Raw genomic sequence first — 13,856 nt, forward strand, 5'->3', positions numbered from 1 at the left:
AAACGCCTTGGGAGAGTCCGGCCTCTGGATTCTTAATGGAGACATTGAGAATCTAAGCTGTCTCGTTGAACAAGGAATTTCTAACAGCAATGTGGAAAGAATCCCCCGTCACAGCGTAGCTTGACGGTGGGAGTATGTCAAATCACCCTATACTTGGAGGAATCCATCATGTCCGTTCGTCTATACGTTGGTAATTTGCCCAAAGAATCCGTCGAGCGCGAAAAATTACAGGCGCTTTTTGCCGATGAAGGGGATACGATTACCACTAAAGTCATCAAAGATCGCAAAACTGGCAAATGTCGCGGTTTTGCCTTCGTTACCGTCCCTAGCGATGAACTAGCTGACCAGTTTATCGAAAAATACAACGGTCAATCCTTCATGGAAAACCCGATCAAAATCGAGAAAGCTCTCCCCCGGAGCAAGGGAGGTAAAGAAGAAGGAGAAGAAGCAGAAGGGCCGGAGGCCAGCGTAGAAACCCCGGAAAAAGTCGAAAGACCGACTCCGAAACCGACGACGGCAGCACCGCGCAAATCCAGTGGTGGTGGCGGCGGCGGCAAAAAACGCAAGGCTGAACGGGGTGGCAGTAGTACCCCGAAAGTTACCGGCGATGGTGACGCTTTACAGCCAGATCCCCGTTGGGCTAATGAATTGGCTAAACTCAAGGAAATGTTAGCAGCTCAGGCCACTAATCCCTAATTGCATTGACAAGAGGGCAACGGATAGCCGATAACTAAGAGGTTCAAAACATCGCTTTTAGGAATGTGCATCATGACAGCAATCGATCCGATCATTATCATGAAACAGGAGGTCGGTAAAGCCGCCGCTAATCTAGTTCAATCTAATTCGGTCGTGGGATTGGGAACTGGTTCAACAACGGCCTACGCGATCGAGTATCTGGGCGCTAGACTGCAAAGCGGGGAAATCAGCAATATTGTCGGGGTTCCTACTTCTTTTCAAGCGCAAGTTTTGGCTAGGAAGTACGGAATTCCCCTCACTACCCTCGATGTCATCGCAAAGATGGATATCGCTATCGATGGGGCCGATGAGGTGGATCCCCAGAAAAACCTGATTAAAGGCGGCGGTGCTGCCCATACTCAGGAGAAAATTGTCGATAGTCTCGCCGATATTTTTGTCGTGGTAGTGGATGGCAATAAGCTGGTGGATAAGTTGGGATCGACTTTTCTTTTGCCAGTGGAAGTGTTACCCATGGCCATGACTCCGGTGATGCTGAAATTAGAGGCCCTCGGTGGTAAACCTTCTCTCCGCATGGGAGTGAAAAAAGCTGGCCCCGTGGTGACAGATCAAGGCAATTTAGTTATCGATGTTAAATTTGATAGTATCGATGATCCGGCTGATTTGGAAAGAACTATTAATAATATGCCGGGGGTTTTAGAAAATGGTTTATTTGTCGGGGTTGCTGATCTGATTCTCGTCGGTGAAATTATCGACGGTAAGCCGGTAGTCCGCGAGATTAGGTAGGATTAATTATTCTTAATCTAATAGTGAAACAGGCCTGCGGCCTGTTTTGTTATTATGGGTATATACAGACAAAGAGCAAAATAAAGAGAGGCTATAGGCTAATAAAAAATATGTCCCTTTTTGACAGAAAATACTTGGGAAGATTGCAACCAACCGGACTCAAACGAACTGAGATGAGTGGTGGTAATTAAAGTTTGAAAACGGTCTTCGATCGCATCTAATAATTGATTTTGTCGTTCGATATCTAATTCCGCTAAAACATCATCGAGGAGTAGTAGAGGAGGTTCCCCGATAATCTGCTCTAGTAACTGTAATTCCGCTAATTTCAAGGCTAAAACTAAGGTTCTTTGTTGTCCTTGGGAACCGTAGGATTTAGCGGGGTTTTGGTTAATTAAAAAATCCACTTCATCCCGGTGGGGACCGACTACTGATGTCCCTAGTTGTTTCTCTGCCAAACGACGGGTTTCAATCTTATCTAAAAAAGCCCTTTGTACTCCATTGACATCATCTTCTACCCAAGGCACATTAGGAGTATATTGTAATTCTAAAAATTCCGTTTTTCCGCTAATACTTTCGTGCCATTTTTGGGCTAAAGGAATTAATCTTTGCAGGACTCGCGCCCTTCTTCTCGTCACTCTTGAACCAGTTTCTGCTAGTTGTAAATCCCAGAGTTTTAGCTGGGATAAATCCGCATAAACTTTTCCCTCTAATTCCTGTTTACGAATCTCTTTTAAGAGAGCATTTCTTTGTCGTAAAACCTGATTATATTGCTGTAAAATATGAACGTATAGGGGTTCTAATTGAATTAATAAAGTATCTAACCAATCTCGGCGAGCTTCCGGACCACCGCGCACTAAATCCAGATCGAGACTAGAAAATTGTACCGCATTAATCACGCCCAAAAAATCAAGATGACGGCGCAGGGGTTGACGGTCGCGGATCACGGTGCGACGACCAGAAGAACGGAGAATTAAACTTAATTCTGATGCTCCATAAAGACGATTAACCCTAGCAAAAATTCTCGCCTCCGAGTCCGATTCTAGCACCAGATCCCGATCCTTGCTGACTCGATGGCTCTTGAGAGTGGCCAAAAGTTCGATCGCTTCTAGTAAATTGGATTTTCCCTGAGCATTATTGCCCAATAATATTGTTTTTTTGGACTCGAATTTTAGCAACTGTTCGGCATAATTTCTAAAACTGTGAAGATGTAGGTGTTCGAGATACATTGCAAGTTGGGGGTTAGCTGTTGGGGGTTGGGGAAGTGAGAAGTGGGGTGTGGGGTGTGGGGAGAAAACAACTGATAACTGATCACTGATAATGGCAGCGGTTTAGGGTTAAGTGAATTTGGTATAATTGCCCTTGACAATCAATATTTTATAGTAGCTTTTACCTTGAAAATTCCTTTTTTGCCTTTAAAACAGACTGAAAGTCTATCTAAACTCGCTTTGATTGCTATACTCGCTTTTGATGCTTCTGTGTCTCTCGCAGGACAATTTCCCGATGGCAGAGTATTTTTTGAGAGTTCTCCCACTCTAGTTAATTTCTTCGCTACTTTCCAATCCGTGCGTACTTGGGGGGCAAAATACTATCTTACCATCGCTCTACCGCCGTCTCTCGGGGCGCCCTTGGGTAAAGTAACCATACAACAGCAGCCTAATATTCAAACTATTGCTTTTCTTCTCGATCAAACCTTTGCTTTTCTTGGCGATCGCAATCAGCGAGGCGAAAAATTAACCCTAAAATCCACTACTTTTGACCCCAATACTCAGACGATTACGGTCATTTTTGATCCTCCTGTCCCCCCCGGTAATACCGTTTCCATCGGTCTGAAACCAGTACGAAATCCCGATTATGGTGGTGTCTATCAGTTTGGAATTACTGCCTATCCCCCCGGGGAGAATTCTCCCGGATTATATCTAGGTGTCGGACGTTTAGCAATTTATGAGGCTGGCGATCGCTGGTAGGCTGTTCCGCGTCTAAACACAGTAAACAGTGAGCAGTAATCAGTGAGCAGTAAATATGAGATGACTGCTCTAACTTTCCCCTCTGAGTTTTAGAAAAATTTAACTTTATTCAATCTATGAACATCTGTTCAGATGTTATACTAAAGTCAGTAAAGAAGTTCCGAGGTAGTAACCATGATCGCTGTCACCATGATGAAATGTGCTTGTAAATCCTGTTTGTGTGTAGTATCGATCGCCGATGCCATCAAAGAAAACGATCAATACTACTGTTCCCAAGCTTGTGCCAATGGTCACGTTAACGAGAAAGGCTGTGGACACCAGGGCTGTGGTTGCGTTTAAATTTAGTTATTGGGGAGAAGGGGACAAGTATCGGGATTGAAGATTCGATCGATACCTCCCTTTCTCAACTTTCCCTTAATAACCGATCAGGAAAAAATATGGCCCTAGAGAAAATAGCACCGGTTTGTGGGGAATCCCATCACCAAGAGGGGAAATTCCAGCACTTGCAGGGATTAGAACTAGAAAAAGCCCAAAAAATGGCCGAATTTTTCAGCCTTTTGGGGGATGCCAACCGCCTCAGAATTCTGTCGCTTTTAGCCAAACAAGAATTATGTGTTTGTGACTTAGCCGACGACTTAGGGATGAGTGAATCGGCCGTATCGCACCAGTTAAGAACCCTAAGAGCCTTAAGATTAGTTAAATACCAAAAACAGGGACGGAGAGTCTTTTATCGTCTTGCCGATCATCATGTTCTTGACCTTTATTACGCGGTCTCGGAACATTTAGAAGAGCCAGCGGACGAGGATTAAAACAGTCCCAAAGCGGGTAAAACAAACTGTAAGAGCAGAGAACCAATCCCCTGCACCATTTGGTCTAATTGAGCGTTGCCACCACCTTGTTCTCGCGGTTTTAGGGCGATTTCCATGCCTTTAATAAAATTCTCTGCCGCTTCGTAACCGGGGGTATTGCCTTGTCGTTCAAAGAGAGTCGAAGCCATTTGAGCGTCCTGGGCTGCTAGCGCATTTTGTCCCAGACGATAGTGAGCCATGGACCGGGCCAGATAAGCTGGAGCATATTCTGAGTTAATTGTCAAGGCCTTATTAAAATTTTCTATAGCGGCGCTGGTGCGTCCCTGTTTTCCTTCCACCATTCCTAGACCATAGAATAGTTCAGGAGTACCGGCACTACTGGGAATTCCCACCGCACCCTGCACGTATGCAGTGTCTAGTTTGGTGTTGTCGAGGTTAGCATTATTGAGATAAGTGCCTCTTAAATCCGCACCCGTCAAGATTGCCCCAGTTAAATTCGCTCCAGTCAGATTAGCACCAAAAAGAGAGGCTCCAGTTAAATTTGCGCCACTCAGATCCGCCCCACTTAAATTAGCTTGACTAAGATTGGCCCCGACGAGATTGGCCCCATTTAATTTTGCCCCGACTAGATTCGATTGCACTAACCCCGAACCGCTCAGATCGCATTGGGGACATTTTCGGGTGGATAATAATTGCTGTAGGTGGTTTAAATCTTCCCCATAACCAACTAGGGAGAAGTTCAGGGGAAGACTGAGGACGAGGGTTAGGGCGATCGATTTGTACATAGTTTAAAAATAACTCTATTTATTATTACTGATAATACCCATTCGATCGGGGCTAATCGCTGAACTAGATTCTGCTTGAGAAATTAGCCCTTGTCCACTAAAATAGAAGATTAGAGGCTCTTAAGGTCAGAAGAAGCGACAAAATCGAGATTTTTTGCCTTTTCAACAGCAGGTTTTTTAGAGGAATTTCCCTATTTCATAATGACTACTCTACACGGTAATTGGCTGATTCGTTCGCAAGATAGTGTTTTTTTTCTTTGGGGTGAACAGTGGCAAGGGAAGGAATTAAGTGAAACAAAGGAAAATCATCCTTTTTGTCTAGAATCCGGGGCATTAGCCCAATTTATCGAGAAATTTTCTCCTCAGCTTGACCGCTATTCTCCAGAATCAATCAAGCTCAGTTTACCTAGTTATTCTCCCCCTAGGAAAAAATATTTTTTACCGCTGCTGTCGGGGCAAATTCTCGAACCCACAGCTAAATCCTTGTCTTGGCAACCATGGCAGGTATCGGGATTAACTTTTTCTGCGGGGATGATAGTGCGGTTATGGGAGAAATTACCCCTAGCTAAGGCCGAATTTATCGGCAATGATCTACGATTTTGGCTGTATTTGCACCGTTGGAGTTTAGATTTATTAGCAAGGGGGAAATTTTTAGCGGGAATAAATCAGGGTGAAAGTTGCTGGTATCCCCTGCTGGATAGTACCATCGATCGCACTCGTTTAGCTAAGTTTATCCAAACCATCCCCCCGGTCTGTCTTGCCTATCAAGAAAATAGCGAACCACAAACAATTATTCTCGATTGCTTAAAAAATATTGTCGATGCTCGTTTGCGACAAAAGATAGATAGTAGTGTTAATATTTCGCCGTCATTGATGGTAAAACCCTGGCTACAATCTTTAAGCGGTGATCATCATGAGATTGCCTTAGAAGCCAAGAATTTACAGCGTCTAGAAAATGCTTATCATAACTGGGTGTTTCCTATCCAAGAAAGTTTGGTTAATGGCAATAATCGCCAATTAATCGAGAATCAATACCGTGTCTGTTTATGTTTACAACCTCCCAGTCTAGGGACAGTGTGGAAACTCACCTATTATTTACAAGCGTTAGATGATCCCGAATTTCTCATTAGTGCCAAGTTGATTTGGTTAGAGGGCAAAGAAAGTTATCATAGTTATCAAAGAGTTGTCAATAATCCTCAGGAAATTCTCTTAAAAGGATTGGGATTAGCGGCGCGATTGTACGAACCAATTAGAATTAGTTTAGAGCAAAGACACCCGGAGGAATGTTCTCTTGATTCGCTCGAAGTTTATCAGTTTATTCGCTCGATCGCTTGGCAATTGCAAGAGCAGGGATTAGGGGTAATTTTGCCAACGGGTTTAACTGCCGGTAGTAATGAACAAAGATTAGGAATTAAGATTGCTGCCACTGTCACTCCCAAAAAAGGAGAAAGATTAAGTTTAACCAGTTTATTAAACTTTCAGCTTAAATTAGTGGTAGGGGAACAGGAAATATCAAAAAAAGATTTTGATAAGTTATTAGAGAAAAAATCGCCAGTGGTGGAAGTGGGAGGCAAATGGTTAATCCTACAACCTACGGATGTCAAAGCAGCTCAGGCAATTTTAAATAATACCATCGCTCCCCTTAATCTCTCGGTGGAAGATGCCCTACGCTTGAGTTCAGGAGATAATAATCTAATTGCTAAACTGCCGGTAGTTAATTTCCAAGCGGAGGGAGCATTAAAGGAATTAATTGATAATTTAAATAACAATCAAGGGATTCAATTAATCAACCCACCGCGGGAATTTCGGGGGGAATTACGTCCCTATCAAATCAAGGGAGTTAGTTGGTTAGCTTTCCTAGAAAAGTGGGGTTTAGGTGCTTGTTTAGCCGATGATATGGGTTTAGGAAAAACCCCGCAATTAATCGCTTTTTTACTAGCATTAAAAGAACAGGATATGTTAGTTAATCCCGTGTTAGTGGTGGCTCCCACTTCTGTGGTCAATAACTGGGAACATGAATTAATAAAATTCGCTCCCACCCTGGCTGTTTTTGTGCATCATGGCGAAAAAAGATTAAAAGGTAAAGCTTTTGCTCAAGCGGTAAAAAATCAATCGGTTGTTATTACCAGTTATCCTTTAATCTATCGCGATCTCTCCACTTTAGAAGCAGTACAATGGCAAGGTTTAGTTTTAGATGAAGCTCAAAATATTAAAAACTCTACGGCTAAACAATCCCAAGCAGTGCGAAAAATACCCGCAGGATTTCGCATTGCCTTAACGGGAACTCCCGTAGAAAATCGCCTGACGGAATTGTGGTCAATTTTGGATTTTCTCAATCCCAATTTTTTAGGAACTCAAGCCTTTTTTCAGCGCCGTTTTGCCCTTCCCATTGAAAAATACGGCGATCAAGAATCCCTGCATAATTTACGTTCCCTTGTCCGTCCCTTTATTTTACGGAGATTAAAAACCGATAAAAATATTATTGAAGATTTACCAGAAAAACAGGAAATGAATATTTTTTGTGGTTTATCGAAAGAACAGGGACAACTTTATCAACAATTAGTCGAGACAACGCTCCAGAAAATTGAAGAAATTCAAGGAATTCAGAAACATGGATTAATTTTAACCTTGCTAATGCAACTAAAACAAATTTGTAATCATCCCGCCCATTTTTTGAAAGAAAATAGTTTAGAAACCAGTCAAAGATCGGGAAAATTATTACGTTTAGAAGCCATGGTAGAGGAAGTGATAGCAGAAGGCGATCGAGCTTTAATTTTTACACAATTTGCCGAGTGGGGAAAACTCCTACAAACCCATCTCCAGAAAAAATTAGCCGAGGAAATATTATTTCTCTCCGGTTCTACCAAAACAAAAGATCGGGTAGAAATGATCGAGCGCTTTCAAAATGATCCCCAAGGACCAAAGATTTTTATTCTCTCCCTGAAAGCGGGGGGAACAGGATTAAATCTAACCCGCGCTAATCACGTTTTTCATATCGATCGATGGTGGAATCCGGCCGTAGAAAATCAGGCCACTGATCGCGCTTTTCGCATCGGACAAAAACGCAATGTTCAGGTACATAAATTCATCTGTACGGGAACCCTAGAGGAACGCATTAATGAGATGATCGAAAGCAAGAAACAATTAGCGGAACAAACCGTAGATGCTGGGGAAAATTGGTTAACCGAATTAGATACCGATCGCCTGCGAGATTTATTATTATTAGATCGATCGGCAATTATTGATGAAGAAGAAACCGATTAGAAGCGAACCACCTGATAAACCGTGGAACCATTCTCAAACAGTGGCTGATAGTAGATACCGCTACAATTGTAATAAAGCGTATTGTCAGCCGTGATTGTGGTGCAGCCGTCTGGGATATAGGTGACAATTGCGCCGATTGGCGGGGCCACCACCGTGTAGGAACTACCGCTAGGTTGAAGATAGATGCCGTCCGAGTAAATGTAGGAAGTGGAACCCACATAGACGGTATTGTAGTAGGGGGGGAGAGTAGCGATCGCTGAACCGATGACTAAGCCGGTGGTCAAACCCACCCAACCCCAACCCGGGGGGACGTAATAACCGCCACCGTACCAACCGCCACCACGCCAGTAACCGTTGCGATTATCGTCAATAAAGTTCTGACGGTTCTGTTGGCGATCGCTAACCTGCTGCTGCCGTTCACCCTGTCTTTCGCTGCGTTCCCCTTGACGGGTATCGGTTCTTTCGGTGCGTTCCCCCTGTCTTTCCCCCTGTCTTTCGCTGCGTTCCCCTTGACGGGTATCGGTTCTTTCGGTGCGTTCCCCCTGCCGGTTTTGTTGACCGGTTTGCCGTTCACCCTGTCTTTCCGTGCGTTCCCCTTGACGGTTTTGTTGACCGGTTTGCCGTTCACCCTGTCTTCCAGAAAAATCTCTGGAAGGTTGGGAACGATTACTAAAATTCCCCCGGTTTTGCAGATCACTACTGCGGTTAACCCGTGGGGAAGCTCCACCACCCCCACGACTACCACCACCACCGCCACCGCCACGACCACCGCCACCGCGAGCGTCCACATAATCCGTGATCAGTAAACTTGTACCCAAGAGGAGGGCGGCAAGAACACATAAGTTTTGACGTAAAGATCTTTTCATGGCCCGGACTCCTTGATTTTTTTATCTTCCCAGATTATTTTCTGCAAGCGTTCGACGGTTTCTGGTGCAAAAAAAACGCTCTCCTGTTTCTACACAAACTCTGGCGGGAACATTTTCTATAATAAATCTGGGTTGGGTTCATAATTAATATCGCTCTTCTGGGACTTTTGAGAATGTCCCTGTCAGAACAGAATCGGCTTAATTCTTCTGAGAACATCCTGGAGCAACCGTTCTGGACACTTGCCGATAAAGCTCGCTTTTCTCGCTCGGAAGTCCAACGATCGCAGTTGATCTACCATGATAACTCCTGTCACTGCCTCTCCATCTGGAATCTTGACGTAGAAAGGGTTCTGGCGTTGCGTATTGCTCACCGGACAGACAAAGGCAAAACCAATCTTGCGATTAAAATCAATAGGGCTTACCACCAGTGCTGGACGATTACCCATTTGCTCATGCCCAATTTGTGGGTCGAAGCTCAACCGCAGGAAATCTCCACGTTCTGGAATGTATGTCACCAAACCTCCTCTCCCATTGGCCGTCCCCAATCCACTTCCGGCTCCGGTGATTCAACAACCTCAGCCAGTAGTTCTTCTAGGCTTAACTCAGGCAAGGCTTGAATTAGCTCAATTACTAGCTTTCCGTTTTCCACAGAACATTCAACAACGTCATTGGGATTGAGGTTTAGTGCTTCCACCGCATACTTGGGAATCCGAATCGCTAAAGAATTACCCCAGCGTCCAATCTGCGACTTCATGATCCCACCTCGAATTCGTTAGATATCCAAAGTATATCAAAACGCTGATTTAGGGGAATACCGACAAGCGATCGCGTTTTATGAACGGGCTTTATGGCTGGGATTGATTATTCCTAGGGGGTAGAAGTTCGATAGGGATCGACTCTGATCCCGGTTGGAAAGTGAAAGTATCGGCGGGGGTACTGGGATTAAAATTCCAGTCGGATAATATTGCCGTGTACTGGGGTGAACCGGGTAGAGTTTTATAGGTGATAATCGCTTTCCTCAGTAGGGGGGTGGCATCCTGCGTGACCCAGATTTGATAATCGCGATCGCTACCGATCAGCAGCAGGTGATACATCGGTTCGCGGTTGACCATGTTGTTGCCGATAAAAATAATTTGTCTGACATCAGCCATTAGATCTGCACAGGGATCGTTGGCTGCCAGATTGGACATGGGAATGGTGATCCCGTACCTTTGCTCTACTTGGTCTAAGGCTTCATCTAGAGTATTCGGTGCTGGTTTCGTGACGTATAGATCCCGTTCCAGATCCGCAAGGGTGAAGGTTTTACCATCGTAAAAAAAGCGGGTAACTCGTTCATCCCCAGTGTAGTCCGAGCGCAGGCGATCGGGTTTCTCTACCCAGATGTTTTGATAGGCACTGTACTGAACTTTCGCCCCGGATTCGAGTACATCGTCATAGGTGACATCCATATTGACGGTGAACGATCGCTGTTTGGTTAAATTAGCACAGAGTTGCTCGATCACCTGTTCCGCCGTTTTTGGGCGGATTTCCTGGGATAGAGTCGGTATTTCCGCCAAGACTCCTGCGGCAGTGACCCAAGGCAAAAGTAAAGAAAGAATCGGCATGAAGCGAGGCATAATCATCTAATATTCCCCCAAGGCGCTGGATTGTTTTGGTTAACGACCATTGTGTAAACTGACTAAACGAGCGATAAAAACGGCGGGATAGAGAACTCCAGTCATTCCTTCTAAATTGGCCAAAACTCTAGCGACTTTACTGGTAGGAACTATATCACCGTAGCCAACCGTGGCCAGGGTAGTAAAGCTGAAATGAAGTAGATCCGCCTGGTTGACGGTTTTAGCGGCGGAGCTAAAGGAATCGGGTTCAAAAATCTGGACGATACTATAAGCGGATGCCCAGAAAAATCCTAGGAGAAAATAGACACAAATTCCCCCTTTGATGATATCGGATGTTACCTGTTCGGCGAGAATTAATTCTCGTAAAATCGAGTACACGCATAAACTAATAAAAGCTAGAGAAATTAATGTACTAGACAGATCGAACCAACCGGTTAAATCCCTATAAATAGGGATAATCCTGCCGAATACTCGCAGGATGAGGGCAATTAGAAACAGACCGATATTACATCTTAAAGCCAATTTACTGCGATCGATCTGATAGACGGCGATGATCAGGGAGAGGGAGAAGAAAAAGAAAACTAGCAAATCTCCCAGGGGTAGATATACTAAAAATGGGTAAATAATGTAGAGCAAGACTAGATTTGCCAGCAGCCGATTGTATTTATTTTCTGTTGCCCGCATCAATTGACGGAATTTCATAGCGGCGAACCTTTAATTGGTAATATTTCCTCCTGCTCATCAATTTTAAGGGTATTTATCTCCTATCTTCTTTCTAAATTTGCTTGCTTGAATAAACAGCGAGTTTCTATCTATTAGCCTCTAGAAGACTATTATAGAAGCTTGGCAAGAGCGATCGCTATCAAAAAATGGCAAACTTAGACTTACAGATAGAACTTTTCGGTAATTTTTTTATTAAGAATTGACCATAAATTTTAAAAAATATTGCGGATAACGAGAAACCCCTATTTCTTTCAATCAAGGAAAAAAGTCAGAGTCTGACGTTATTAACCCATAAAAGCTAAAAAACTCTACAATTAAGATTGGTGAGGTATAATGCCTATTGACAAGAGAATAACTCTTAATAATACTTAATAATTTTTAATAATTCCGCTATCCTAAATCAGACAAAATGGATATCAATTTACAGCCCCTGATCGAGACTATTCCTTTTCACGATATCGATGAACTAGGGTCGCAGATGAGAGCTTTTCGTTGGGACATGGTTCATCGACCGATCGAGGCGGGAACTTTCGAGGGGGAACTGTTTGTAGCTCAAGTCGGGGGCATACAATTCGCCCGACCGATTTACAATCGAGGAATTCGTTCTCAAGGGGATTCTCCTCCCGGGACAATCACCGTCGGCATACCCTTGTCCACACCCCAGGTGTTCAAGTGGCACGGGTATTCCTTATCGTCGAATTCCGCTCTCTTGCAGAAAAGTTCCAGGGGAATCGATATGCTTCGATCGGGAAACTTCCCCCTCGCTCTGGTTACTATCGATATCGATTCTCTGTTTTCCCGGGCCGAACAAACCAATCGGCCCAGGGTAGTATCTTTAATTACGGATTCAACCCTTGCCATTCAACCAGAGCCGACTGTCCTGAGACGATTCCGCTCTCATTTAAGATATATTTTTGAGCTTTTCTGGAGACAACCCCAGACAATTCTACAGCCAGCTATGCAATCGCCGATCCGAGAGGATTTTATCTCTCTGGTTCTAGATGTACTCGATTCCCATCAAAACGATCCGCCCCTGCGCCCTTCAATACGACATCCCTACATTAAGCGAGCAGAGGAGATCTTACTGGACAATCTCGATCGCCCCCTCTCGATCCTCGATCTCTGTCAAGAACTGCACATTAGTGAACGTACCCTCCGTTACGGTTTTCAGGAATGTTTTGGCCTGGGACCTGCGACTTATCTCAAAATTCAACGTCTTAACGGGGTACGACGACAACTAAAAGCCTCTGCGGGTAGGGGAATTACCGTTAGTGCGATCGCATTACAGTGGGGATTCTGGCACATGGGTCAATTTGCCAAAGATTATAAGAAAATGTTCGGTGAGTGTCCGTCGGCAACTTTGCGAGATAATTCTTTAACAAAATAAAAGTTAGATTTGCAGAATTTTGATAGTTTCTCCGAGCCTGCCAAAGTTAAATATTAGTAGTAAATATTGAATCCTAGCTTTCTTGGGTATGTGAGCGGGGTTTGTGCTTGGTTCGGAGAGTAAAAACGAGGAGCAATTCTCTGAACATCTCACGGGTTGACGCACAAAAATTAACCCCAGAAGAAACAGGAGAACTCGCTCCACTGCGAGCGATAATGACCAAGTCCCGCGCCAAAAATTAGAATTAGTGAGAACTTTGGTCACGGAAAAAGTCAAGGCGGGACAATTAAGGCTTAATTATCTTTAATCGTCCCCGAAGAGCCAATTTTAGAAAAACTTAACGGGAAAAACTATCATGTTGACAAAAACTTTCAGCTTTCTCTGGGCTGGTTTAATCCTCGGACTGACCTCGATGGCCGTTGTCGCCAGTACCAAAGATCAGGCTACCGAACTTCCGAAAAACTGTCAGTACCTCAAGGAAGTAGCCACTAATCAGACCCATATCCGCAAACAGATCGATGCCATAGGAAAGAATAACTTTAACACCGATTTCGCCGTTCCCTCCGGGGTGAAATTCGCCTCTTTTAAAGGGGTAATGGTTCCCGAAAACGATGGCAAATACGGAGTGACGATCAATCTCAAATATCCCGATAATTCAGTCAATAGCGCCTTCCAGAAAAATGTCGAAATGAAACGGGGCGAAACCTATTCTTTACCCTTCCAATCACCCACGGGTAGACAGCCCTATCAGATTAATTTTAATATTAACGGCATGAATAATAACGCCTACACGATCGCGGTAATGGCCTGTAAATAGGGCTGGCTGAATAAATCTAAAAACCTTGTTGGGTAAGACTTTTAGACTTTTTGGAAACCAAAAAGTGCCAGATCCCGGAGTGATCGGGTGGAAAATTCCGGGACTTTTTCCCTGAAAATTAGGTAATTGACCCCCTCAAAATCGCT

Annotated in this window: 15 protein-coding genes and 2 pseudogenes; 9 read left to right on the top strand and 8 right to left on the bottom strand. The window is 44.1% G+C overall.

All coding sequences use genetic code 11. The features are described 5' to 3' along the window. From O9295_RS14275 to rpiA, 3 genes and pseudogenes are all read left to right on the top strand, one after another. Positions 1-124: pseudogene (locus O9295_RS14275) on the top strand (zinc ribbon domain-containing protein); the annotation flags it as partial. Positions 125-168: 44 nt separating this feature from the next. After that, positions 169-696 (top strand): RNA recognition motif domain-containing protein, encoded by a 528-nt coding sequence (locus O9295_RS14280; protein ID WP_002797628.1) that lies wholly within the window; start codon positions 169-171, stop codon positions 694-696. Positions 697-768: 72 nt separating this feature from the next. Then, complete coding sequence (gene rpiA, locus O9295_RS14285) at positions 769-1,479, top strand: ribose-5-phosphate isomerase RpiA (RefSeq protein WP_008198690.1); 711 nt, start codon at positions 769-771, stop codon at positions 1,477-1,479. A gap of 98 nt (positions 1,480-1,577) precedes the next feature. Here rpiA and recF read toward each other — a convergent pair whose 3' ends face one another. Continuing rightward, complete coding sequence (gene recF / locus O9295_RS14290; protein ID WP_288033454.1) at positions 1,578-2,705, bottom strand: DNA replication/repair protein RecF; 1,128 nt, start codon at positions 2,703-2,705, stop codon at positions 1,578-1,580. Positions 2,706-2,870: 165 nt separating this feature from the next. Here recF and O9295_RS14295 point away from each other — a divergent pair, with 165 nt between their 5' ends. The 3 genes from O9295_RS14295 (at position 2,871) to O9295_RS14305 (ending at position 4,252) form a co-directional block, all read left to right on the top strand. Then, complete coding sequence (locus O9295_RS14295) at positions 2,871-3,443, top strand: DUF2808 domain-containing protein (protein WP_125731438.1); 573 nt, start codon at positions 2,871-2,873, stop codon at positions 3,441-3,443. A 174-nt stretch (positions 3,444-3,617) separates the two neighbouring features. Beyond that, complete coding sequence (locus O9295_RS14300) at positions 3,618-3,782, top strand: metallothionein (protein ID WP_288033455.1); 165 nt, start codon at positions 3,618-3,620, stop codon at positions 3,780-3,782. Between the two features lie 98 nt (positions 3,783-3,880). After that, a complete protein-coding gene (locus O9295_RS14305) occupies positions 3,881-4,252 on the top strand; it encodes an ArsR/SmtB family transcription factor (protein ID WP_288033459.1) in 372 nt (123 codons plus the stop codon). Here O9295_RS14305 and O9295_RS14310 read toward each other — a convergent pair. Continuing rightward, the gene (locus O9295_RS14310) at positions 4,249-5,037 is read right to left on the bottom strand and encodes a pentapeptide repeat-containing protein (protein ID WP_147072319.1); all 789 of its coding nucleotides are present in this window, start codon (positions 5,035-5,037) and stop codon (positions 4,249-4,251) included. The genes O9295_RS14305 and O9295_RS14310 overlap by 4 nt on opposite strands. A 201-nt stretch (positions 5,038-5,238) precedes the next feature. On the opposite strand from O9295_RS14310, the gene O9295_RS14315 reads away from it, so the two are divergent. Next, the gene (locus O9295_RS14315) at positions 5,239-8,301 is read left to right on the top strand and encodes a sll1366 family intein-prone helicase (RefSeq protein ID WP_288033456.1); all 3,063 of its coding nucleotides are present in this window, start codon (positions 5,239-5,241) and stop codon (positions 8,299-8,301) included. On the opposite strand, the gene O9295_RS14320 is transcribed toward O9295_RS14315, so the two are convergent. The 6 genes and pseudogenes from O9295_RS14320 to O9295_RS14340 form a co-directional block, all read right to left on the bottom strand. Beyond that, positions 8,298-9,167, bottom strand: a complete 870-nt coding sequence (locus O9295_RS14320) for a DUF6515 family protein (protein WP_288033457.1) — start codon at positions 9,165-9,167, stop codon at positions 8,298-8,300. The two genes, O9295_RS14315 and O9295_RS14320, sit on opposite strands and share 4 nt — an antisense overlap. Continuing rightward, positions 9,164-9,293: pseudogene (locus O9295_RS27865) on the bottom strand (YgiT-type zinc finger protein); the annotation flags it as partial. The pseudogene O9295_RS27865 and the gene O9295_RS14320, both read right to left, overlap by 4 nt. A 56-nt stretch (positions 9,294-9,349) precedes the next feature. After that, positions 9,350-9,682 carry a type II toxin-antitoxin system PemK/MazF family toxin gene (locus O9295_RS14325; RefSeq protein WP_061431141.1) on the bottom strand — a complete coding sequence of 111 codons (333 nt, stop codon included), beginning with the start codon at positions 9,680-9,682 and terminating at the stop codon, positions 9,350-9,352. Continuing rightward, on the bottom strand, positions 9,679-9,921 hold the full coding sequence (locus O9295_RS14330; RefSeq protein WP_002772118.1) for an AbrB/MazE/SpoVT family DNA-binding domain-containing protein: 243 nt from the start codon (positions 9,919-9,921) through the stop codon (positions 9,679-9,681). Before O9295_RS14330 ends, O9295_RS14325 begins: the two co-directional genes overlap by 4 nt. Before the next feature lie 91 nt (positions 9,922-10,012). After that, complete coding sequence (locus tag O9295_RS14335) at positions 10,013-10,789, bottom strand: DUF2092 domain-containing protein (protein WP_288033458.1); 777 nt, start codon at positions 10,787-10,789, stop codon at positions 10,013-10,015. A 33-nt stretch (positions 10,790-10,822) separates the two neighbouring features. Next, entirely contained in the window at positions 10,823-11,485 is a 663-nt protein-coding gene (locus O9295_RS14340; protein WP_002780534.1) for a potassium channel family protein, read from the bottom strand. Positions 11,486-11,915: 430 nt separating this feature from the next. Between O9295_RS14340 and O9295_RS14345 the strand changes: the two genes are divergently transcribed. Next, positions 11,916-12,893: a helix-turn-helix domain-containing protein gene (locus O9295_RS14345; RefSeq protein ID WP_002797608.1), complete on the top strand. Its 978-nt coding sequence runs from the start codon at positions 11,916-11,918 to the stop codon at positions 12,891-12,893. Between the two features lie 355 nt (positions 12,894-13,248). Next, complete coding sequence (locus O9295_RS14350; RefSeq protein ID WP_002780536.1) at positions 13,249-13,710, top strand: hypothetical protein; 462 nt, start codon at positions 13,249-13,251, stop codon at positions 13,708-13,710. Positions 13,711-13,856 lie beyond the last annotated feature (146 nt).

Source organism: Microcystis sp. LE18-22.4A (genome assembly GCF_027531105.1).
In the GTDB taxonomy this organism is placed as follows: Bacteria; Cyanobacteriota; Cyanobacteriia; order Cyanobacteriales; family Microcystaceae; genus Microcystis; species Microcystis aeruginosa.

What these genes read in the sequence shown, in the direction of transcription:
- O9295_RS14280 (WP_002797628.1), top strand. Translation starts at nt 169, where the DNA reads ATGTCCGTTCGTCTATACGTTGGTAATTTGCCCAAAGAATCCGTCGAG.
- rpiA (WP_008198690.1), top strand. Translation starts at nt 769, where the DNA reads ATGACAGCAATCGATCCGATCATTATCATGAAACAGGAGGTCGGTAAA.
- recF (WP_288033454.1), bottom strand. Translation starts at nt 2,705, where the DNA reads ATGTATCTCGAACACCTACATCTTCACAGTTTTAGAAATTATGCCGAA.
- O9295_RS14300 (WP_288033455.1), top strand. Translation starts at nt 3,618, where the DNA reads ATGATCGCTGTCACCATGATGAAATGTGCTTGTAAATCCTGTTTGTGT.
- O9295_RS14305 (WP_288033459.1), top strand. Translation starts at nt 3,881, where the DNA reads ATGGCCCTAGAGAAAATAGCACCGGTTTGTGGGGAATCCCATCACCAA.
- O9295_RS14310 (WP_147072319.1), bottom strand. Translation starts at nt 5,037, where the DNA reads ATGTACAAATCGATCGCCCTAACCCTCGTCCTCAGTCTTCCCCTGAAC.
- O9295_RS14315 (WP_288033456.1), top strand. Translation starts at nt 5,239, where the DNA reads ATGACTACTCTACACGGTAATTGGCTGATTCGTTCGCAAGATAGTGTT.
- O9295_RS14320 (WP_288033457.1), bottom strand. Translation starts at nt 9,167, where the DNA reads ATGAAAAGATCTTTACGTCAAAACTTATGTGTTCTTGCCGCCCTCCTC.
- O9295_RS14330 (WP_002772118.1), bottom strand. Translation starts at nt 9,921, where the DNA reads ATGAAGTCGCAGATTGGACGCTGGGGTAATTCTTTAGCGATTCGGATT.
- O9295_RS14335 (WP_288033458.1), bottom strand. Translation starts at nt 10,789, where the DNA reads ATGATTATGCCTCGCTTCATGCCGATTCTTTCTTTACTTTTGCCTTGG.
- O9295_RS14340 (WP_002780534.1), bottom strand. Translation starts at nt 11,485, where the DNA reads ATGAAATTCCGTCAATTGATGCGGGCAACAGAAAATAAATACAATCGG.
- O9295_RS14345 (WP_002797608.1), top strand. Translation starts at nt 11,916, where the DNA reads ATGGATATCAATTTACAGCCCCTGATCGAGACTATTCCTTTTCACGAT.
- O9295_RS14350 (WP_002780536.1), top strand. Translation starts at nt 13,249, where the DNA reads ATGTTGACAAAAACTTTCAGCTTTCTCTGGGCTGGTTTAATCCTCGGA.